This window comes from Streptomyces sp. NPDC002328 (assembly GCF_042890065.1).
Taxonomy (GTDB): Bacteria; Actinomycetota; Actinomycetes; order Streptomycetales; family Streptomycetaceae; genus Streptomyces.
In genome coordinates, this window is the sequence record NZ_JBIARQ010000006.1 from 393,505 (window position 1) to 413,903 (window position 20,399).

The window sequence follows — 20,399 nt, forward strand, 5'->3', positions numbered from 1 at the left end:
GCGTCAGGCCGCGCCGTGCGGCCCCGCGCTCCAGTGGTACAGCGTCATCGCCACGCTGGTGGCGAGGTTGTAGCTGGAGACCTGGGGCCGCATCGGCAGCGCGAGGAGATGGTCGGCCCGCGCGCGCAGCGCGCCGGACAGCCCGCTGCGCTCCGAGCCGAAGGCGAGCACGGCGTCGTCCGGGAGCTTCACGCCCCGGATGTCCTCGCCCTCCGGGTCCAGCGCGAACACCGGGCCGGGCGGCAGTTCGTCGACGCCCAGCCGTTCCACGGCGGTCGCGAAGTGCAGTCCCGCCCCGCCGCGCACGACGGTCGGGTGCCACGGGTCGAGCGTGCCCGTGGTGACGACCCCGGTCGCCCCGAACCCGGCGGCCAGCCGGATCACCGCCCCCGCGTTGCCCAGGTTGCGCGGCTCGTCGAGCACCACGACGGGCGCGGTGCGCGGCTCCCGGGCCAGCGCGAGCAGGTTCGCCTCACGCGCGGGGCGCACGGCCAGCGCGGCCACGGCGGTGGGATGCGGGCGCTGCACCAGCGAGGCGTACGTCGTCTCCGGCACCTCCGTCAGGAGCGCGTCCAGGGTCCCGCGTACGTCGGGGGCGAGTTCGTCGGCCAGGGCGAGCGCCGCCCGCCGGTCCACGCAGACCGCCACCGGGACGTCGGCCCCGAAGCGCACGGCGTGCTTGAGGGCGTGGAAGCCGTCGAGCAGCACACAGGCGTCGGCGAGCCGCCGCCATCGGCCGAGAACGCCGCCGAGGAGGCCGGGGCCGGAGTCGGGCTCGGTCATGCCGTGAAGCCTACGCGGCGCGGTTCGGCTTCCTCGGCCGCGTCCGGATCCCGCTGCCTGGGCACGGCCGCCGCGCCGCGCGAGATCATTCCGGTACGCGCGCGTGCCGCCCAGCCGCCCAGCCGGCGCAGGAACGGCGTCGACAGGAAGACCGCGTCGGTCGCGATCATCGCGAGCGAGAAGAACGGCAGCCCCAGGACCACGGCGATCACCGCGTGCTCGAGCATCATCACCGCGAGCAGGACGTTCTTCACCCGCCGGTTGAACAGCGTGAACGGGAAGGCGACCTGCACGATGACCGTCCCGTATGTCACGAGCGTGACCATCGTGCCGCTGGAGGACAGCAGTTCGGCCAGCGCCGGCCAGGGCGAGAAGTAGTCCAGGTGCAGCGGGTAGTAGACCGCGGTGCCGTCCTGCCAGCGCGAGCCCTGGATCTTGTACCAGCCGGCGGTCGCGTAGATCAGACAGGCCTCGGCCATGATCACGAACAGGGCGCCGTTGTGCAGCACGTTGGCGACGACGTCCAGCAGGATCCGGGGCTCCGAGGACTTCCCCAGGCGTCCCACGGCCCACCACAGGCCCTGCACGGTCCACACCGCCCACAGGATCACGGGCACCGTCGGGTCGCCGTCGAGACGGCCCGCCGCGGTCACGGTGACCAGTGCGAAACCGAGCACCACCCACAGCACGGGCCCGATCCGGTCGGTGACCCACTCCCCACGCGCGCGTGCCGCCGCCTCACGCCGCGCCCGCCGCGCGTCCAGGGACCACACCTGGGCGCAGCGCGTGAACACGAGGTAGATCGACATCAGATGCAGGACGTTGTCGCCGCCGTCGCCCATGAAGACGCTGCGGTTCTGCAACGAGAGCACGCCGACCATGAAGAGCACCGAGGTGGTGCGGGTGCGCCAGCCGAGCAGCAGCAGCACGCTCGACAGCACCGACAGCGCGTACACGATCTCGAACCAGGCCCGTCCGTCCGACCACATCAGCGCCGTGAACGCGCCGTTGTCGTCGATCAGCCGCCGGGCCAGCTCCCAGCTCCAGGGGCCGTCGGGGCCGTAGAGCTCGCCGCGGTGGGGGAGTTCGCGCAGCAGGAACATCAGCCAGGTGAGGCTGAAGCCGATACGGACCACCGCGGTCTGGTAGGGCCCGAGCGCCGTTCCGGTCACGCGCGCGATGGCGGCGGACACCGACAGGGAGATCCGGTTCACCGCGCGCCTCCCTCGGTGTCGGCGGCCGTCACCGGCCACCAGGGCAGGACGCGGTACGACGCCTCCGACGACGTCTTGTCGTCGCTCCAGCTCGGCACCGGCACCTCGGTGGTCTTGGAACGGACCTGGACCCGCTCGACGACGCCGCCCTGCCCGGCCGCGCCGCCGCGCTCCAGGCGCAGGACGACGATGCGGCGCAGATACGACTCGGAGAGGGCGCTGCGCGTGCTCACCGCGCGGTTCTCGGAGTCGTGCGAACCGGTGTAGAAGTCCCAGGCGCGGCGCAGTTCGTTCTGCTGGGTGTGGCTCGGCAGCAGGTTGCCGTCGATGTCGCGGCCGTCCTGCGCGGAGAGGTCGTACCAGCCGGTGGTCCGGGGCTCACCGCCCGCGGTGCGTATGTCGGCCCGGACCTGGACGGCGATGTTCTGCTGGAGCGGGTTCGGCGCGAACAGCTTCCAGTTCTGCTCGAATTCGGGGTAGACCCATTCGTCGACCGCCTCGCCGTGCGCCTTGGTGATCGTGTTGGCGGGCGCGACATGCAGGAACACCATCCCGACGTGCACACACACAGCGACCGCGACGACCGCGAGCGCCAGCGCGGCGACTATCTGCCCCCGCGTCGAGAGAGCGGCGACACCGGTACGGGGTTCATCGGGGGCGGGAGGGGCGGGGGTGGTGCCGGGGCGGAGGGAGAACCCGACGGAGTCAGGGTGGTCCGGGGGGCCGGCAGAGCCGACGGGGCCGACGGAGCTAGTGGAGCCGCCGGGGCCAAGGTGGGCCGGGGTGCCAGCGGGGCTGGGGTGCTCCCGGGTGCCGACGGGGCCAGGGTGCCCTGAGGCGCCAGCGGGATCGGCGGGGCCAGGGCGGTCCGGGGTGCCAGCGGGGCCGGGGTGCTCTGACGTGCTGGTGGGGCCAGCCGGACCAGCGGGACCAGCCCGACCAGCCCGACCAGCCCGGTCAGGGTGCCCCGAGGTGCCGGCAGGGTCGGCCGGGTCGGCCGGGTCGGCCGGGTCGGCCGGGTCGGCCGGGTCGGCCGGGTCGGCCGGGTCGGCCGGGTCGGCCGGGTCGGCCGGGGCTATGCCGGAGTCGGCGGAGGTGTCCTCAGGGGAGTCGGAGGCGGCTCCGGATCCGGTGTCCGGACCGCGGCCGGCGCCGGGGGCCTCGGTTCGCGGGCGGGGCACGGAGCCCGTCGCCCGTGACGCGTCGCCCGTGGGCGGCCCCGCCTCCGGCCCGCGTGACGCCTCCGCCTCCCGCGGGGCGTCAGTGCCTCCGTCGTACGCGTCCATTCCGCCCCGTTCCCCGGTTCCGTCCGTCTTCCGACCGCCCAGCCGTGCCACGGCGGCCCGTTCCCGCGCACCCCGCGGCATCCCGTGCCCCGGCCGCACACACCCGGACGGCCTTCGCACGCCCGTCGCACAGTCGTCGCACGAACGGTACTCAGCCCCACCCGGCCCGCGCAGCCCTCCCCCGGCCCCGACCGGGACGACGGACGGACGGGCAGGCCCCGCCGCCCGGGTCGTCACGGGTTGTCCACAGGGAGACCCACGGGTTTTCCACAGCGGTTGACACCTTACGACGGCCGTCCCACCATGGAATCGCACGGACCGAACGATCGGTCGGGAGAGGCTCGGCAGAGCCCGAGGTCGAGGGGGACCGCATGGCGACAGCAGCCGCAGCCGCGCACCAGCCGGCCGGCACACAGCAGTACGCCGCTCAGGACGGCGCGGCGGGCGAGCCCAGCGCCGAGGACGTCTACCAGCGCGTCTTCGACGAGGCCGTCGCCGCCGACGAGCGCATCGAGCCACGCGACTGGATGCCCGACGCCTACCGCGCGACCCTGGTCCGCCAGATCGCCCAGCACGCCCACTCCGAGATCATCGGCATGCAGCCGGAGGCGAACTGGATCACGCGCGCGCCCTCGCTGCGCCGCAAGGCCATCCTGATGGCGAAGGTCCAGGACGAGGCCGGTCACGGGCTGTATCTGTACAGCGCGGCCGAAACCCTCGGCGTCGGCCGCGACGAGCTGCTCGACAAGCTGCACACCGGCCGCCAGAAGTACTCCTCGATCTTCAACTACCCCACGCTGACCTGGGCCGACGTAGGCGCGATCGGCTGGCTGGTGGACGGCGCCGCGATCACCAACCAGGTGCCCCTGTGCCGCTGCTCCTACGGCCCGTACGCACGCGCGATGATCCGCGTCTGCAAGGAGGAGTCCTTCCACCAGCGCCAGGGCTACGAGCTGCTGCTGGCCCTCAGCCGGGGCACGCCGGAGCAGCGCGCGATGGCGCAGGACGCGGTGGACCGCTGGTGGTGGCCCTCGCTGATGATGTTCGGCCCGCCCGACGACGAGTCCGCGCACTCCGCGCAGTCGATGGCCTGGAAGATCAAGCGGCACTCCAACGACGAGCTGCGCCAGCGCTTCGTGGACATCTGCGTCCCGCAGGCGGAGTCCCTGGGCCTCACACTCCCGGACCCGGACCTGAAGTGGAACGAGGAGCGGGGACACCACGACTTCGGCCCGATCGACTGGGCGGAGTTCAAGGAGGTCCTCAAGGGCAACGGCCCCTGCAACGACCAGCGGATAGACCAGCGCAGGCGGGCCCACGACGAGGGCGCCTGGGTACGGGAGGCGGCCGCGGCCCACGCGGCCAGGCACAGCGGCGGGGCCGGTACCCGCGGAGCGGGAGTGGAGCAGGCATGACGAACACCGACTGGCCCCTCTGGGAGGTCTTCGTGCGCTCCCGGCGCGGCCTCTCCCACACCCACGCCGGCAGCCTGCACGCGCCGGACGCGGAGTTCGCCCTGCGCAACGCGCGTGACCTGTACACCCGGCGCGGCGAGGGCGTCTCGATCTGGGTGGTGCCGTCCACCGCGATCACCGCCTCCTCGCCGGACGAGAAGGACCCGTTCTTCGAACCCGCCGCCGACAAGCCGTACCGGCACCCGACGTTCTACGAGATCCCGGAGGGGGTGAAGCACCTGTGACCACGCCCGAGAAGACGACGCGGAGCGGCGGCCCGGCCCCCGCGTACGCGACCGCAGCCCTCGCCCTGGGCGACGACGCGCTGGTGCTCTCCCACCGGCTGGGGGAGTGGATGGGCCACGCGCCGGTCCTGGAGGAGGAGGTCGCCCTCGGCAACATCGCGCTCGACCTGCTCGGCCAGGCCCGCGTGCTGCTGTCGATGGCCGGCGACGAGGACGACCTCGCGTACCTGCGTGAGGAACGCGCCTTCCGCAACCTTCAGTTGGTGGAGCAGCCCAACGGCGACTTCGCCCACACCATCGCCCGCCAGCTGTACTTCTCCACCTACCAGCACCTGCTGTACGCCCAACTGGCCACAGGAGACGGCCCGTTCGCCGGGCTCGCCGCGAAGGCCGTCAAGGAGGTCGCCTACCACCGCGACCACGCCGAGCAGTGGACCCTGCGGCTCGGCGACGGCACCGAAACCAGCCATGAGCGGATGCGCCGGGCGTGCACGGCACTGTGGCGGTTCACGGGGGAGATGTTCCAGCCGGTGGAAGGCGTCGACGTCGACCGGGCGGAGCTGGAGACGGCCTGGCTGGAATCGGTCGGGGAGATCCTGCGCCGGGCGGAGCTGGAGGTGCCCGAGGGTGCCCGGACCGGGGCGTGGAGCGCCGGCGCGGGCCGTCAGGGTGTGCACACCGAGTCCTTCGGACGGATGCTCGCCGAGATGCAGCATCTGCACCGCAGCCACCCGGGGGCGTCATGGTGACGCTCACCGCGCTGGAGGCCGAACTCCTCGCCGTCGCCGGGTCGGTGCTCGACCCCGAGCTGCCCGTGATCACGCTCCAGGAGCTCGGCGTGCTGCGCGCGGTGCACGTGCGCGACACGGACGCCGTCGAGGTCGAGTTGACCCCGACCTACACCGGCTGCCCGGCCGTGGAGGCGATGTCCCTGGACATCGAGCGGGTGCTGCACGAGCACGGCGTGCGCGAGGTCACCGTACGCACGGTGCTCACGCCGGCCTGGTCGACGGACGACATCTCCGCCGAAGGCCGCCGCAAGCTGCGGGAGTTCGGCATCGCGCCGCCGCGCGCCCGGTCGGCGTCGGAACCGGTCTCGCTGGCCCTCGGCCCGACCCGCACGAACACCGTGGCGGCGACCCCGGCCGAGGAACCCGTCCTCTGCCCGAACTGCGGCTCCGCCGACACCGAACTGCTCAGCCGCTTCTCCTCCACCGCGTGCAAGGCGCTGCGCCGCTGCCTCGCCTGCCGTGAGCCCTTCGACCACTTCAAGGAGTTGTGATGGCCCGCTTCCACCCGCTCCCGGTGGCCGCGGTGGACCGGCTCACCGACGACTCCGTCGCCCTCACCTTCGAGGTCCCCCCCGCACTGTGCGAGGAGTACCGGCACGCGCCGGGCCAGCACCTCGCCCTGCGCCGCCGGGCCGACGGGATCGAGGTCCGCCGGACGTACTCGATCTGCTCGCCCGCACCCGACCCCGGCGGCGACGGTCCGCGCACACTGCGGGTGGGCGTGCGGCTGGTCGAGGGCGGTGCCTTCTCCACGTACGCGCTCAAGGAGATCAACGTCGGCGACGAGCTGGAGGTGATGACCCCGGCCGGCTGGTTCACGCTCGACCCCGCGCCCGGCCTGTACGCGGCCGTCGTCGGCGGCAGCGGCATCACACCGGTGCTGTCGATCGTCTCCACGCTGCTCGCGCGGGAGCCCGCGGCCCGGTTCTGCCTGATCCGCAGCGACCGGACGGCCGCCTCGACGATGTTCCTGGACGAGGTCGCCGACCTGAAGGACCGGTACCCGGAGCGGTTGCAGCTGGTCACCGTCCTCTCCCGGGAGGAACAGCAGGCCGGACTGCCGTCCGGGCGGCTGGACCAGGAGCGGCTGACGCGGCTCCTGCCGGCGCTGCTGCCCGTGGCGGACGTGGCCGGATGGTTCCTGTGCGGTCCCTTCGGCCTGGTGCAGGGCGCGGAACGGGCGCTGCGGGAGATCGGCGTCCCCCGCTCCCGCATCCACGAGGAGATCTTCCACGTGGACGTCACCGCAGCGGTGCCCGGGGCCGCGTCCGGCGCTCCCTCGCACAGCACGGTCACCGCCCGCCTCGACGGCCGCGGAGGCAGCTGGCCCGTGCGGGACGGGGAATCGCTCCTGGAGACGGTCCTGCGCAACCGCCCCGACGCCCCCTACGCCTGCAAGGGCGGGGTGTGCGGCACCTGCCGGGCCTTCCTGGTCTCGGGCGAGGTCCGCATGGACCGCAACTTCGCCCTCGAACCGGAGGAGACGGAGGCGGGCTATGTCCTGGCCTGCCAGTCGCATCCGCTGACGGAAGCGGTGGAGGTGGACTTCGACCGCTGAGAGAACGGGAGTTGAGCGCGCGCCCGCTCGTCCTCACCCACTCGTCCTCACCCGCCTGTCCCCACCCGGCCGTCCCCGCCCGCCCGTTCCCTTCTTCTAGAACCTGTTCTATCTTGACGCTCCGTCAGATCAGCTGACCCGTCGGGAGGACAGGCCGTGGACTTCACCTTCACCGAGGAGCAGCAGGCGGCGGCCGAGGCCGCGCGGGGAGTCTTCGCCGACGTCGCACCCGACGGCGTCCCCAGCCCCGCCCTCACCAGGGGCGGTCCGGTCGCCGATCACTTCGACCGCGCGCTGTGGGAGAAGCTCGCCCGCACGGACCTGCTCGGCCTGCTGCTCGACGAGGAGCACGGCGGGGCCGGCCTGGACGCCGTCGCCCTGTGCCTGGTGCTGCGCGAGTCGGCGAAGGCGCTGGCGCGGGTGCCGCTCCTGGAGAGCAGCGCGGCCGCGGCCGCCGTACAGGCCCATGGCGGCGAGGAGGCCAAGTCGGAGCTGCTCGCCCGGGCCGGCCGGGGCGAGGTCGTACTGACCGTCGCCGCACACGGCCGCACCGGTCACGACGCGGCCGAACTCGCCGTGACCGCACGGAAGGACGGGGACGCCTGGGTGCTGGACGGAGTGCAGACGGCGGTGCCGTGGGCGTTCGACGCCGACTACGTGCTCGTCCCCGCGCGCACCGGCGGCGACGACCGCAGCCTCCTCGCCCTGGTCCCCCGCGGCCACGAGGGCGCCACGCTCGCCGAGCAGATCTCCACCACCGGTGAACGCCTAGGGGAACTGCGCCTCGACTCCGCCCGGATCGCCGCCCGGCACGTCATCACCGCCGACGGCGCCTGGGAGGAACTGCGCGCGCTGCTCACCACCGGCACCTGCGCGCTGGCGCTCGGTCTGGGCGACCGCGTGCTGGCGATGACGAGCGACTACGCCGCCAAGCGGGAGCAGTTCGGGCATCCGATCGCCACGTTCCAGGCGGTCGCCGTACAGGCCGCCGACCGCTACATCGACCTGCGCGCGATGGAGGTCACGCTGTGGCAGGCCGCCTGGCGGATCAGCTCCGGAGCCCCCGGCGCGCTGCCCGCCTCCGGCGACATCGCGGTGGCCAAGATCTGGGCCTCGGAGGGCGTACGGCGGGTGGTGCAGACCGCGCAGCATCTGCACGGCGGCTTCGGCGCGGACGTCGACTACCCGCTGCACCGCTTTCACGCCTGGGCCAAGCACCTGGAGCTGTCCCTCGGCCCGGCCGCGGCGCACGAGGAGCGGCTGGGCGACCTTCTGGCCGCCCACCCCCTCGCCTGACCCACGCCGAAAGCCCGCGTCGGGAGACCCCGCAACGGGAGATCCCGCTCGAACAGGCCTTAAAGGACGAAGCCCGGCTGGCCCTCGTCGGACACGACAGGCCGGCCGGCGGCGGCCCAGTGCTGCATGCCTCCGTCGACGTTCACGGCGTCGATGCCCTGCTGCACGAGATACATGGTGACCTGGGCGGACCGGCCACCGGAGCGGCAGATCACATGGACCCGCCCGTCCTGCGGAGCCGCCTCGGTCAGCTCGCCGTACCGAGCGACGAACTCGCTGATGGGGATGTGCAGCGCCCCTTCGGCGTGGCCCGCCTTCCACTCGTCGTCCTCGCGGACGTCCAGCAGGAAGTCGCCGTCCTTGAGGTCGCCGACCGCGACCGTGGGCACACCAGCTCCGAAACTCATGTGCCCGACGCTACCCGACGGCGCTACCCCACCAGCTCCGCCAGCTCGGCCTCCCGCTTGGAGACCTCCGCCAGCAGCTGGTCGGCGATCTCCTCCAGGAGCCGGTCGGGCTCCTCCGGGGCCAGCCGCAGCATCGCGCCGATCGCGCTCTCCTCCAGCTCGCGGGCCACCAGCGCCAGCATCTCCTTGCGCTCCGCGAGCCACTCGAGGCGCGCGTACAGCTCCTCGCTCGGGCTCGGACGCCGCTCCTCGGGCGCCGGCCCGGCCGCCCACTCCGCGGCCAGCTCGCGCAGCAGACCCTCGTCGCCCCGGGCGTAGGCGGCGTTGACGCGGGTGATGAACTCCTCGCGCCGCGCCCGCTCCCCGTCCTCCTGCGCCAGGTCGGGGTGGGCCTTGCGGGCCAGCTCACGGTAGAGCTTGCGGGCCTCGTCACTGGGCCGCACCCGCTCCGGGGGCCGTACCGACTGGTCCGTGAGCATCGCCGCGGCCTCGTCGAACAGCCCCTGCCCGTCCATCCAGCCGTGGAACAGCTCCTCGACCCCGGGCATCGGCAGCACCCGGGCCCGCGCCTCGGCCGCCTTGCGCAGATCCTCGGGATCGCCGCTGCGCTCCGCCCTGGCCTCGGCTATCTGCGCCTCCAGCTCGTCGAGCCGGGCGTACATCGGACCGAGTCTTTGGTGGTGGAGCCGTGAGAAGTTCTCGACCTCGACGCGGAAGGTCTCCACCGCGATCTCGAACTCGATCAACGCCTGCTCAGCGGCCCGCACGGCCTGCTCCAGCCGCTCCTCGGGCCGCGACTGCTCAGCTTCGGGGGTCGTCACCCGACCAGCGTAGGCCAAGGCAGAGCAGCCCACCGAAGCTCACCGAGCCTCACATCCCGACTCACCTCACCTGGGCCCCACCCCCCTGCCTCACACCCCCTGCCTCATACCCCCTCCTCCGCCGCGACCCGCCCCGCCCGCACCGCCGCCACCAGCTCCGCGTGGTCGGCCTCCGTGCGGTCGGCGTACGCGACGGCGAACGCGGCCATCGCCTCGTCGAGTTCCTCGTTCTTGCCGCAGTAGCCGGCGAGCAGCCGCGGGTCGGCGCTGTGGGAGTGGGCGCGGGCCAGGAGCGCGCCGGTCATCCGGCCGTAGTCGTCGACCTGGTCGGCCGCGAGGGCGGCGGGATCGACGCTGCCCTTCCGGTTGCGGAACTGACGGACCTGGAAGGGCAGGCCGGCGACCGTCGTCCAGCCCAGCAGCACGTCGCTGACGACCTGCATCCGCTTCTGGCCGAGGACCACCCGCCGCCCCTCGTGGTCGGCGTCCGGCGTCTCGAAGCCGGCGGTCAGCAGATGCGGCACCAGGGCGGACGCCCGTGCCTCCTTCACCTGGAGCACCAGCGACTCGCCCCGGTGGTCCAGCAGCAGCACGACATAGGACCGCGTGCCCACGCTGCCCGTGCCGACGATGCGGAAGGCGACGTCGTGCACCGCGTGGCGGGCCAGCAGCGGATGACGGTCCTCCGGCACCGTGGCCAGATAGTGCTCCAGGGAGGCCGCCACCGCGGCCGCCTCCTCGTCCGGCACGCGCCGCAGCACCGGCGGGGCGTCGACGAAGCGGCGACCGCCCTGCGGCGTCGGTTCGGTCGACTTCGCGGCGAACCGTCCGCTGGTGTTGGCCCGCGCCTTCTCGGAGACCCGCTCCAGCGTGCCCAGCAGATCATGGGCGTCGGTGTGGGACACCAACTCCTCGTCGGCGATGGCGTTCCACGCGTCCAGCACGGGAAGCTTCGCCAGCAGCCGCATGGTGCGGCGGTAGGCCCCCGCGGCGCCGTGGGCGGCCTGACGGCAGGTGTCCTCGTCGGCCCCGGCCTGGCGGCCCGCGAGCACCAGGGAGGCGACGAGCCGCTTGAGGTCCCACTCCCAGGGGCCGTCGACGGTCTCGTCGAAGTCGTTCAGGTCGATGACCAGGCCGCCCCGGGCGTCGCCGTACAGGCCGAAGTTGGCCGCGTGCGCGTCACCGCAGATCTGGGCGCGGACGCCGGTCATCGGCGTGCGGGCGAGGTCGTATGCCATGAGGCCGGCCGAGCCGCGCATGAACGCGAACGGAGTGGCCGCCATCCTGCCCACCCTTATCGGCGTCAGCTCCGGAAGGCGGCCCCGGTTGGACTCCTCGACGGCCGCCACCGCCGCCGGCCGGGAGGCGTCGACCTCGAACTCCGCGTGCGCGGCCCGCGGCACCCGCCCCCGCAGGGCCTTCCCCTCCTGCTTCGCCGCCCCCGCGTCGGGCCACTCGGCGAACCCGCGCACGCGGGGAAGCCGCGACCCCTCGACACCCTCCGCTCCCGACCCCGCGCCCGCACCCACAGCCGCACCCGAACCCAGGCCCGAGCCCGCTCCAGCACCCGTCTCGGTCACCACGACCGCCTCCCCCGCACCCGCTCCGAACATCAACTCGTGCCGACCGTACAGCCGATGGCCGAAACGCGTCAGGCCCTGTGGACAACTTCGGGAATGTGAACGAAAACGGGCACGGAGCACACCCCTCACCCCCGCGTCCGACCACCCGCGAGCCACGTCCGACCACCCGTGAGATACCTCACGCACACCACCGCGTCCCGGACACGCGAAAGCCCCGTAGGTCTGAGACCTACGGGGCTTTCAGCCGTGCGCGAGGGGGGAGTTGAACCCCCACGCCCTTTCGGGCACTGGAACCTGAATCCAGCGCGTCTGCCTATTCCGCCACCCGCGCATTGGGTGTGTCCTCGGGCTTGTGGGCTTTTCTGCCCGCCGCCTTCCGACATGCAGAACATTAGCACGCGGGGAAGGGTGCGTTCACATCCCTTTGTTCCCGGGCAGGGGTCACCGGGAGAGCGCGGCATCCCCGTTCGTATCGGCGACGACCGGTTCACGTATCAACCTCGTACCTATGGCGACCGTCTCCCCGGGAGAGGGCGGAGGTCCACAGTCGGGTGCGGGACACTGGACCTCGGCCGCCTCTACGATCCTGGGCGGAAGACACGTTCGGAAGCCGGCGCACCGGCCGACGCGGAAGCAGGACCCGAGGAGGCCGTCGACACCCGTCGACGGGGCCGACAGGGGGAACCAGCCGATTCACCGGCGCGTGGATACGATCAGTAAGCAGTACCAGGTAAGCAGCAGGACGCGGGACAGCAGTACCAGCGACGGAGGAGGTGCCCCATGGGAGTCCTGAAGAAGTTCGAGCAGCGTCTCGAGGGTCTGGTCAACGGCACCTTCGCCAAGGTGTTCAAGTCCGAGGTCCAGCCCGTGGAGATCGCGGGAGCGCTCCAGCGCGAGTGCGACAACAACGCGACCATCTGGAACCGCGACCGCACCGTCGTCCCCAACGACTTCATCGTGGAGCTGAGCACGCCCGACTTCGAGCGGCTCAGCCCCTACTCCGGCCAGCTCGGCGACGAGCTCGCCGGCATGGTGCGCGACTACGCCAAGCAGCAGCGCTACACCTTCATGGGGCCGATCAAGGTCAACCTGGAGAAGGCGGACGACCTCGACACCGGCCTGTACCGGGTGCGCAGCCGTACGCTCGCCTCCTCCAGCAGCCAGCAGGCGCCCGAGCGCGCGCCTGCGGGCGGCGGGCAAGGCGGCCAGGGCGGACAACAGCGCCCCGGCGGCTACGGCTACCCGCCCGCCGGCGGCGCTCCCGCCGCTCCCCCCATGCCGTCCGCACCGCCGCCCGGCGGCCGTTCGAGCGGCTACGGCTACCCGCCGGCCGCGGGCGGCCAGCGGTCCGGCGGCGGCCCGGCCGGCGCCCCGCAGCCCGGCTCGCGCACGCGCCACTGGATCGAGATCAACGGCGCCCGCCACCAGATCTCCCGCTCGACGCTCGTGCTGGGCCGCAGCACCGAGGCCGACGTGCGGATCGACGACCCCGGCGTCTCCCGCCGGCACTGCGAGATCCGGACCGGAACGCCCTCGACGATCCAGGATCTCGGGTCCACCAACGGCATCGTGGTGGACGGGCAGCACACCACCCGCGCTACGCTCCGCGACGGCTCGCGGATCGTCGTGGGCAGCACCACCATCATTTACCGGCAAGCCGAAGGGTGAAGCGGGGGCAATGTCAGAGCTGACCCTCACGGTCATGCGGCTGGGTTTCCTGGCCGTACTGTGGCTGTTCGTGATCGTGGCCGTGCAGGTCATCCGCAGCGACCTGTTCGGTACGCGCGTCACCCAGCGCGGCGCGCGCAGGGAGGCCGCCCGGCCGCAGCAGGCCGCCGCCCAGCGCCAGGCGCCTCCGCAGCAGCGCCAGCAGCCGGCCTCCGGCGGCCGCCGTGGCCGCAACGCCCCGACGAAGCTGGTGGTGTCCGAGGGCACCCTCACCGGCACGACCGTCGCGCTCCAGGGCCAGACCATCACCCTGGGCCGCGCCCACGACAGCACGATCGTGCTGGACGACGACTACGCCTCCAGCCGCCATGCCAGGATCTACCCGGACCGCGACGGCCAGTGGATCGTCGAGGACCTGGGCTCCACCAACGGCACGTACCTCGACCGGGCGCGACTGACGACTCCCACGCCGATCCCGCTGGGCGCGCCGATCCGTATCGGCAAGACCGTCATCGAGCTGCGGAAGTAGTGCTACATCATGAGTGAGCGCGAGCGGAGCGAGCACGCAGCGGCGGCCGGCACCCCGGGCCCCGGCGCGCTCCCGACCGGAGGGTGGGCAGTGTGGCTCGACACGACCGGCTGTACCCGGGGCCGACGGGCGAGGTGCGCATGAGTCTGTCACTGCGCTTCGCCGCCGGATCGCACAAGGGGATGATCCGGGAGGGCAACGAGGACTCCGGTTACGCCGGTCCGCGCCTGCTCGCCATCGCCGACGGCATGGGCGGCGCCGCCGCCGGCGAGGTCGCCTCCTCCGAGGCCATCTCCACCATCGTCGCCCTCGACGACGACGTGCCCGGCTCCGACGTCCTCACCTCGCTCGGTACGGCCGTCCAGCGCGCCAACGACCAGCTGCGCGGCCTGGTCGAGGAGGACCCCCAGCTCGAAGGCATGGGGACGACGCTGACCGCCCTGCTGTGGACCGGGCAGCGGCTCGGCCTGGTGCACGTCGGCGACTCGCGCGCGTACCTGCTGCGCGACGGCGTGCTGACGCAGATCACCCAGGACCACACCTGGGTGCAGCGGCTGGTCGACGAGGGCCGGATCACCGAGGAAGAGGCCACCACCCACCCCCAACGCTCCCTGCTGATGCGGGCGTTGGGCAGCGGCGAGCATGTCGAGCCCGACCTGTCGATCCGTGAGGTCCGGGCCGGCGACCGCTATCTGATCTGCTCCGACGGCCTGTCCGGCGTCGTCTCCCACCAGACGCTCGAGGACACCCTCGCCAGCTACCAGGGCCCGCAGGAGACCGTGCAGGAGCTGATCCAGCTCGCGCTGCGCGGCGGCGGCCCCGACAACATCACCGTCATCGTCGCCGACGTCCTCGACCTGGACACCGGCGACACCCTGGCCGCGCAGCTGTCCGACACCCCGGTCGTGGTCGGCGCCGTCGCCGAGAACCAGAACCAGCTGCACGACAACGGCATCATGCAGACCCCGGCAGGGCGCGCCTCCGGCCTCGGCCGCCAGGGTCACGGCCGCGGACATGGTCACGGACAGGGCGGCGGGGAGTTCGGCCCGCCCGGCTCCGGCAACGACGTCACCGGCTTCATCCCCACCGACGGCTTCGGCGACTACACCGAGGACGACTTCGTCAAGCCCCGCAAGGGCCGCAGGTGGCTGAAGAGATCCCTCTACGGAGGCCTCGCGCTCGCCGTCATCGGGGGCGGACTGTACGGCGGCTGGCGCTGGACGCAGACGCAGTACTACGTCGGCGCCAAGGGCGAGCACGTCGCGCTGTACCGGGGCATCAGCCAGGACCTCGCGTGGGTCTCGCTCTCGAAGGTCGAGAAGGACCACCCCGAGATCGAACTCAAGTACCTCCCCGAGTACCAGCGCAAGCTGGTCGAGGCCACGATCGCCGAGGGCAACCTGTCCACCGCCCGGAAGAAGATCGACGAACTGGCCGTGCAGGCCTCCGCGTGCAAGAAGCAGGTGGGGTCGGCCACGGGCCAGAGCACCGCCAAGACGGGCGAGGCCACGGGAACCACTCCCTCCTCCCTCACGTCCAAGGCGACACCGAGCCCTTCGGTGTCCGCGTCCCCGTCCGCAACCGCGACCGCCACTCCCAGCCCCGGCCCCAGCCTCTCGGAGGAAGAGCAGAAGGTCGTCTCGCTGTGCGGTAAGCAGTAGGCAAGCCGTGAGAGGCCCCGTCACACGATGAGCAGTACAACCAACTCGCCGACGCACCACACGTCCACGATCGGCTCCATCGGCACCCCGAGCCGACGCAACACCGAGCTCGCGCTCCTGGTGTTCGCCGTCGTCATCCCGGTGTTCGCCTACGCCAACGTGGGCCTCGCGATCAACGAGCAGGTCCCTTCCGGCCTGCTCGCCTACGGCCTGGGCCTCGGCCTGCTGGCCGGCGTCGCCCACCTCGTGGTCCGCAAGTTCGCGCCGTACGCCGACCCGCTGCTGCTGCCACTGGCGACCCTGCTGAACGGGCTCGGACTCGTCGCCATCTGGCGGCTGGACCAGTCCAAGCTGCTCCAGTCCATCGGCCAGGCCGGAACGGCCGCGCCGCGGCAGCTGATGTACACGGCGATGGGCATCACCCTGTTCATCGTGGTGCTGATCTTCCTCAAGGACCACCGCGTCCTCCAGCGCTACACGTACATCTCCATGGTCAGCGCGCTGTTCCTGCTGCTGCTGCCGCTGGTTCCGGGCCTCGGCCAGAACATCTACGGCGCCAAGATCTGGATCAACGTCGCCGGTTTCTCCATCCAGCCCGGCGAGTTCGCGAAGATCGTCCTGGCGATCTTCTTCGCCGGCTACCTGATGGTGAAGCGCGACGCGCTCGCCCTCGCCAGCCGCCGCTTCATGGGCCTGTACCTGCCGCGCGGCCGCGACCTCGGCCCGATCATCGTGGTCTGGGCGATCTCGATCCTGATCCTGGTCTTCGAGACCGACCTCGGCACCTCGCTGCTCTTCTTCGGCATGTTCGTGATCATGCTGTACGTGGCCACCGAGCGGACCAGCTGGATCGTCTTCGGTCTGCTGATGTCCTCGGTCGGCGCCGTCGGCGTGGCGTCCTTCGAACCGCACATCCAGCAGCGTGTCGACGCGTGGCTCGACCCGATGAAGGAGTACACGCTCTCCCGGCAGGACGTGGTCGGCCACTCCGAGCAGGCCATGCAGGCGCTGTGGGCGTTCGGCTCCGGCGGCACCCTCGGCACCGGCTGGGGCCAGGGCCACTCCGAGCTGATCCGGTTCGCCGCCAACTCCGACTTCATCCTCGCCACCTTCGGCGAGGAGATCGGCCTCGCCGGCGTGATGGCGCTGCTGCTGCTGTACGGCCTGATCGTGGAGCGCGGCGTGCGCACCGCCCTCGCCGCCCGCGACCCGTTCGGCAAGCTGCTCGCCATCGGCCTCTCCGGCGCGTTCGCCCTCCAGGTGTTCGTCGTCGCCGGCGGTGTGATGGGCCTCATCCCGCTCACCGGTATGACCATGCCGTTCCTGGCGTACGGCGGTTCCTCCGTCATCGCCAACTGGGCGCTGATCGGCATCCTGATCAGAATCAGCGACACCGCGCGCCGACCGGCCCCGGCCCCCGCCTCCAACCCCGACGCCGAGATGACCCAGGTGGTCCGCCCGTCATGAACAAGCCCCTGCGCCGGATCGCGATCTTCTGCGGACTCCTGGTCCTCACGCTGCTCATCCGCGTCAACTACCTCCAGTACGTCAAGGCCGAGTCGCTGGCCACCGACAGCGAGAACCGCCGCGTCAACATCGAGCGCTACGCAACCCCGCGCGGCAACATCATCGTCGACGGCAAGGCCATCACCGGCTCGGTCGAGACCAGCAGCGGCGACTACAAGTACAAGCGCACCTGGACGAACGGCGCCATGTGGGCGCCGGTCACCGGCTACTCCTCGCAGGCCTTCGGCGCCAACCAGCTGGAGAAGCTCGAGGACGACTTCCTGACCGGCACCGACGACCGGCTCTTCTTCCGCAACACGCTCGACATGCTCACGGGCAAGGAGCAGGAGGGCGGCAGCGTCGTCACCACCCTCAACGGCGCCGCGCAGAAGGCGGCGTACGAGGGGCTGGGCAACAAGAAGGGCGCGGTCGCCGCGATCGAGCCGTCCACCGGCAAGATCCTGGCGCTGGTCTCCACGCCGTCCTACGACCCGTCGAAGTTCGCCGGGACGTCCAAGGCGGACGCGCAGGCCTGGAGCGCGGTCCAGAAGGCGAACAACCCCGACGACCCGACGCTCAACCGGGCGCTGCGCGAGACCTACCCGCCGGGCTCCACCTTCAAGGTCGTCACCGCCGCCGCCGCGCTGGAGAACGGCGTGGTCAAGGGCATCGACGACAAGACCCAGGCTCCGGACCCGTACCTGCTGCCGAAGACGACCACGCCGCTCACCAACGAGCACGGCGAGTGCGAGAACGCCTCCCTGCGCTACGCGCTCATGGTGTCCTGCAACACCGTCTTCGCGAAGATGTCCGACAACGTCGGCAACAAGAAGATGATCGAGCAGGCGGCGAAGTTCGGCTACAACAACAAGGAGCTGGACACCCCGGTCCGCGCCGCGCAGAGCGTGTACCCCGAGGACAACGAGCCGCAGAACGCCATGGACGGCATCGGCCAGGCCTCCAACCGGGCCACCCCGCTCCAGATGGCCATGGTCGCCTCCGCGATCGCCAACGACGGCAAGCTGATGAAGCCGTACATGGTCGACCAGCTCAAGGCGCCGAACCTGGACACGCTCACGACGACCGAGCCCGAGCAGCTGTCCCAGGCCGTCTCCTCGGAGACCGCGCAGAAGCTCCAGGAAATGATGGAGACCGTCGTCAACGACGCGCAGGGCACCGGCGGCAAGGCGAAGATCTCCGGTGTGAAGGTCGGCGGCAAGACCGGCACCGCCCAACACGGCCTCAACAACAGCGAGAAGCCGTACGCCTGGTTCATCTCCTACGCGAAGCTGTCCGACGACAGCGCGCCGGTCGCGGTCGCCGTGGTCGTCGAGGACGGTTCCGCCAACCGCGACGACATCAGCGGCGGTGGTCTTGCCGCTCCGATCGCCAAGGACGTGATGAAGGCAGTCATCGACAGCAAGAAGTGACCCCGATCACGTCGCCTACGCATCGGTGCACGTTGCGATACCGGTCCTGTATCGGGTGACGGGCTTGGCCAGGTCACGCACCGCCGTCCGGGTACGGTATGCCCGGACGGCAGCCTTCGACCGCACATGTGTGCCGGTCGGGACCGACGGAGAGGGCTGGTAGGTAGCTATGGAAGAGCCGCGTCGCCTCGGCGGCCGGTACGAGCTGAGCCACGTGCTCGGCCGTGGTGGCATGGCCGAGGTCTACCTCGCGCATGACACACGCCTGGGCCGCACCGTGGCGGTGAAGACGCTGCGCGCCGACCTCGCGCGCGACCCTTCCTTCCAGGCCCGGTTCCGCCGGGAGGCCCAGTCGGCCGCCTCGCTCAACCACCCCGCGATCGTGGCGGTGTACGACACGGGCGAGGACTACATCGACAACGTGTCGATCCCGTACATCGTCATGGAGTACGTGGACGGCTCGACGCTCCGTGAGCTGCTCCACTCCGGCCGCAAGCTGCTGCCGGAGCGGACGCTGGAGATGACCATCGGCATCCTCCAGGCCCTGGAGTACTCGCACAGAGCCGGCATCGTCCACCGCGACATCAAGCCGGCGAACGTCATGCTGACGCGCAACGGCCAGGTCAAGGTCATGGACTTCGGCATCGCCCGCGCCATGGGCGACTCGGGCATGACGATGACGCAGACGGCGGCCGTGATCGGCACCGCCCAGTACCTCTCCCCGGAGCAGGCCAAGGGCGAGCAGGTCGACGCCCGCTCGGACCTCTACTCGACGGGCTGTCTGCTCTACGAGCTGTTGACGGTCCGCCCGCCGTTCGTCGGCGACTCCCCGGTGGCCGTGGCCTATCAGCACGTCCGCGAGGAGCCACAGGCGCCCAGCGTCTTCGACCCCGAGATCACGCCGGAGATGGACGCCATCGTCCTGAAGGCCCTGGTCAAGGACCCGAACTACCGCTACCAGTCCGCCGACGAGATGCGCGCCGACATCGAGGCCTGCCTCGACGGCCAGCCGGTCGCGGCCACAGCGGCGATGGGCTCGGTCGGCTACGGCGGCTACCCGGACGACCAGGCCACCACGGCCCTGCGTTCCGCGGACGCCGGCGCGACGTCGATGCTGCCCCCGATGAGCCCGGACGACGGCGGCTTCGGCTACGACGACCGTCCCGCCCGGCGTCGGCAGAAGAAGTCCAACGCCTCGACGATCCTGCTGGTCGTCGCGGCGGCGCTGGTGCTGGTCGGCGCGGTCCTGATCGGCAAGTGGGTGGTCGACGGCGACGCCGCCGGCGACCAGCCGTTCAAGACGCCGAACTTCGTCGGCCAGACGCTGGCGCAGTCCCAGACGATGGCGAAGAACGTCGAGCTGAAGCTGGCGACCACCGAGAAGCCCTGCGAGAACCAGCCCAAGGGCAGTGTCTGCGAGCAGAACCCGGCGGTCGGCGCGAACGTCAACAAGGGCGACACGGTGAACCTCGTCGTCTCCACGGGCGCTCCGAAGGTGGCCGTGCCCAGTGTCCTCGGCCAGAGCCTGGACAAGGCCAAGGAGGCGCTGGAGGACGACAAGTACCAGTTCGTCGTCAAGACGCAGACGGAGATCTCCACGGAGGAGCCGGGCACCGTCCTGGAGCAGGACCCGGAGCTCGGCACGGAGGTCGAGAAGGGCACCCAGATCACGCTCACCATCGCCAAGGCAGAGGAGAAGGCCACCGTTCCCGACGTCCTCGGCTCGTCCTGTGACGCGGCCAAGGCGCAGATGGAGCAGAACAACCTGGTCGGCAACTGCGTCGAGGTCGACACCCAGGACCCCAACCAGGTCGGCAAGGTCATCCAGACCACGCCGCAGGCCAACTCCAAGGCCGACAAGGGGTCGACGGTCCAGATCCAGATCGGCAAGAGCAGCCAGGTCCAGGTGCCCAGCCTCCAGAACCAGACGCTGAAGGACGCCAGGAACGCCCTTCAGAACCTCGGTCTGAGCGTCGGCAACGTCAACGGCGCCAACGACGACAACGCGATCGTCGTCGGCTCCGACCCGGGCGCGGGGAGCACCGTCAACAAGGGCACCGCGGTGAACCTGTTCACGATCGCCGGAAGAGGCGACAACGGCAACGGGGACAACGGCAACGGCGGGATCAGCTTCTTCGGCGGCAACAACGGTTAGCCGCACCGCCGC

General features: G+C 71.4%; 18 protein-coding genes and 1 tRNA gene. 12 read left to right on the forward strand and 7 right to left on the reverse strand.

Going from position 1 to position 20,399, the window contains the following annotated elements:
* Positions 1–3 precede the first annotated feature (3 nt).
* The 3 genes from ACFYX4_RS19180 to ACFYX4_RS19190 are packed head-to-tail and all read right to left on the reverse strand — an operon-like array spanning position 4 to position 2,560.
* Positions 4–783, reverse strand: a complete 780-nt coding sequence (locus tag ACFYX4_RS19180; RefSeq protein ID WP_389334070.1) for a TrmH family RNA methyltransferase — start codon at positions 781–783, stop codon at positions 4–6.
* Positions 780–1,997, reverse strand: coding sequence for an HTTM domain-containing protein (locus ACFYX4_RS19185; protein WP_389334073.1), 1,218 nt, complete (start codon positions 1,995–1,997; stop codon positions 780–782). The genes ACFYX4_RS19180 and ACFYX4_RS19185 overlap by 4 nt, the downstream gene beginning before the upstream one ends.
* Complete coding sequence (locus tag ACFYX4_RS19190) at positions 1,994–2,560, reverse strand: DUF5819 family protein (protein ID WP_389334076.1); 567 nt, start codon at positions 2,558–2,560, stop codon at positions 1,994–1,996. Before ACFYX4_RS19190 ends, ACFYX4_RS19185 begins: the two co-directional genes overlap by 4 nt.
* Before the next feature lie 1,094 nt (positions 2,561–3,654).
* On the opposite strand from ACFYX4_RS19190, the gene paaA reads away from it, so the two are divergent.
* The 6 genes from paaA (at position 3,655) to ACFYX4_RS19220 (ending at position 8,627) form a co-directional block, all read left to right on the forward strand.
* A complete protein-coding gene (gene paaA / locus ACFYX4_RS19195) occupies positions 3,655–4,698 on the forward strand; it encodes a 1,2-phenylacetyl-CoA epoxidase subunit PaaA (protein ID WP_389334079.1) in 1,044 nt (347 codons plus the stop codon).
* Positions 4,695–4,982, forward strand: a complete 288-nt coding sequence (gene paaB / locus ACFYX4_RS19200) for a 1,2-phenylacetyl-CoA epoxidase subunit PaaB (protein WP_130439069.1) — start codon at positions 4,695–4,697, stop codon at positions 4,980–4,982. The genes paaA and paaB overlap by 4 nt, the downstream gene beginning before the upstream one ends.
* Positions 4,979–5,731, forward strand: a complete 753-nt coding sequence (paaC, locus tag ACFYX4_RS19205; RefSeq protein ID WP_389334082.1) for a 1,2-phenylacetyl-CoA epoxidase subunit PaaC — start codon at positions 4,979–4,981, stop codon at positions 5,729–5,731. Before paaB ends, paaC begins: the two co-directional genes overlap by 4 nt.
* Positions 5,725–6,264 (forward strand): 1,2-phenylacetyl-CoA epoxidase subunit PaaD, encoded by a 540-nt coding sequence (gene paaD / locus ACFYX4_RS19210; RefSeq protein ID WP_389334085.1) that lies wholly within the window; start codon positions 5,725–5,727, stop codon positions 6,262–6,264. The genes paaC and paaD overlap by 7 nt, the downstream gene beginning before the upstream one ends.
* Positions 6,264–7,331: a 2Fe-2S iron-sulfur cluster-binding protein gene (locus ACFYX4_RS19215; protein WP_389334088.1), complete on the forward strand. Its 1,068-nt coding sequence runs from the start codon at positions 6,264–6,266 to the stop codon at positions 7,329–7,331. Before paaD ends, ACFYX4_RS19215 begins: the two co-directional genes overlap by 1 nt.
* Before the next feature lie 156 nt (positions 7,332–7,487).
* The gene (locus ACFYX4_RS19220; RefSeq protein ID WP_389334091.1) at positions 7,488–8,627 is read left to right on the forward strand and encodes an acyl-CoA dehydrogenase family protein; all 1,140 of its coding nucleotides are present in this window, start codon (positions 7,488–7,490) and stop codon (positions 8,625–8,627) included.
* A 59-nt stretch (positions 8,628–8,686) separates the two neighbouring features.
* Here the strand turns inward: ACFYX4_RS19220 and ACFYX4_RS19225 are convergent, their stop codons facing one another.
* From ACFYX4_RS19225 to ACFYX4_RS19240, 4 genes are all read right to left on the reverse strand, one after another.
* Positions 8,687–9,016, reverse strand: a complete 330-nt coding sequence (locus ACFYX4_RS19225; protein ID WP_389334226.1) for a rhodanese-like domain-containing protein — start codon at positions 9,014–9,016, stop codon at positions 8,687–8,689.
* 41 nt (positions 9,017–9,057) lie between these two features.
* A complete protein-coding gene (locus ACFYX4_RS19230; RefSeq protein WP_389334094.1) occupies positions 9,058–9,855 on the reverse strand; it encodes a hypothetical protein in 798 nt (265 codons plus the stop codon).
* Between the two features lie 104 nt (positions 9,856–9,959).
* Positions 9,960–11,468, reverse strand: coding sequence for a DUF2252 domain-containing protein (locus tag ACFYX4_RS19235; RefSeq protein WP_389334096.1), 1,509 nt, complete (start codon positions 11,466–11,468; stop codon positions 9,960–9,962).
* A 217-nt stretch (positions 11,469–11,685) separates the two neighbouring features.
* Positions 11,686–11,769 (reverse strand) — tRNA-Leu (locus ACFYX4_RS19240).
* A gap of 449 nt (positions 11,770–12,218) precedes the next feature.
* Here ACFYX4_RS19240 and ACFYX4_RS19245 point away from each other — a divergent pair.
* The 6 genes from ACFYX4_RS19245 to pknB all read left to right on the forward strand — a co-directional run bounded on the left by ACFYX4_RS19245 (position 12,219) and on the right by pknB (position 20,387).
* On the forward strand, positions 12,219–13,106 hold the full coding sequence (locus ACFYX4_RS19245; protein WP_389334099.1) for an FhaA domain-containing protein: 888 nt from the start codon (positions 12,219–12,221) through the stop codon (positions 13,104–13,106).
* A 10-nt stretch (positions 13,107–13,116) separates the two neighbouring features.
* A complete protein-coding gene (locus tag ACFYX4_RS19250) occupies positions 13,117–13,635 on the forward strand; it encodes an FHA domain-containing protein (protein WP_389334102.1) in 519 nt (172 codons plus the stop codon).
* A gap of 140 nt (positions 13,636–13,775) precedes the next feature.
* Positions 13,776–15,296, forward strand: coding sequence for a Stp1/IreP family PP2C-type Ser/Thr phosphatase (locus ACFYX4_RS19255; protein ID WP_389334105.1), 1,521 nt, complete (start codon positions 13,776–13,778; stop codon positions 15,294–15,296).
* Between the two features lie 27 nt (positions 15,297–15,323).
* Positions 15,324–16,763, forward strand: a complete 1,440-nt coding sequence (locus ACFYX4_RS19260) for an FtsW/RodA/SpoVE family cell cycle protein (protein ID WP_389334108.1) — start codon at positions 15,324–15,326, stop codon at positions 16,761–16,763.
* Positions 16,760–18,232, forward strand: coding sequence for a peptidoglycan D,D-transpeptidase FtsI family protein (locus ACFYX4_RS19265; protein WP_389334111.1), 1,473 nt, complete (start codon positions 16,760–16,762; stop codon positions 18,230–18,232). Before ACFYX4_RS19260 ends, ACFYX4_RS19265 begins: the two co-directional genes overlap by 4 nt.
* 169 nt (positions 18,233–18,401) lie before the next feature.
* The gene (gene pknB, locus ACFYX4_RS19270) at positions 18,402–20,387 is read left to right on the forward strand and encodes a Stk1 family PASTA domain-containing Ser/Thr kinase (RefSeq protein ID WP_389334114.1); all 1,986 of its coding nucleotides are present in this window, start codon (positions 18,402–18,404) and stop codon (positions 20,385–20,387) included.
* Positions 20,388–20,399: the final 12 nt, after the last annotated feature.

Excerpts from the sequence above, each read along its gene's own strand:
- ACFYX4_RS19180 (WP_389334070.1), bottom strand. The coding sequence starts at position 783 with ATGACCGAGCCCGACTCCGGCCCCGGCCTCCTCGGCGGCGTTCTCGGC.
- paaA (WP_389334079.1), top strand. The coding sequence starts at position 3,655 with ATGGCGACAGCAGCCGCAGCCGCGCACCAGCCGGCCGGCACACAGCAG.
- paaB (WP_130439069.1), top strand. The coding sequence starts at position 4,695 with ATGACGAACACCGACTGGCCCCTCTGGGAGGTCTTCGTGCGCTCCCGG.
- paaD (WP_389334085.1), top strand. The coding sequence starts at position 5,725 with ATGGTGACGCTCACCGCGCTGGAGGCCGAACTCCTCGCCGTCGCCGGG.
- ACFYX4_RS19215 (WP_389334088.1), top strand. The coding sequence starts at position 6,264 with ATGGCCCGCTTCCACCCGCTCCCGGTGGCCGCGGTGGACCGGCTCACC.
- ACFYX4_RS19235 (WP_389334096.1), bottom strand. The coding sequence starts at position 11,468 with ATGTTCGGAGCGGGTGCGGGGGAGGCGGTCGTGGTGACCGAGACGGGT.
- ACFYX4_RS19245 (WP_389334099.1), top strand. The coding sequence starts at position 12,219 with ATGGGAGTCCTGAAGAAGTTCGAGCAGCGTCTCGAGGGTCTGGTCAAC.
- ACFYX4_RS19250 (WP_389334102.1), top strand. The coding sequence starts at position 13,117 with ATGTCAGAGCTGACCCTCACGGTCATGCGGCTGGGTTTCCTGGCCGTA.
- ACFYX4_RS19255 (WP_389334105.1), top strand. The coding sequence starts at position 13,776 with ATGAGTCTGTCACTGCGCTTCGCCGCCGGATCGCACAAGGGGATGATC.
- ACFYX4_RS19260 (WP_389334108.1), top strand. The coding sequence starts at position 15,324 with ATGAGCAGTACAACCAACTCGCCGACGCACCACACGTCCACGATCGGC.
- ACFYX4_RS19265 (WP_389334111.1), top strand. The coding sequence starts at position 16,760 with ATGAACAAGCCCCTGCGCCGGATCGCGATCTTCTGCGGACTCCTGGTC.
- pknB (WP_389334114.1), top strand. The coding sequence starts at position 18,402 with ATGGAAGAGCCGCGTCGCCTCGGCGGCCGGTACGAGCTGAGCCACGTG.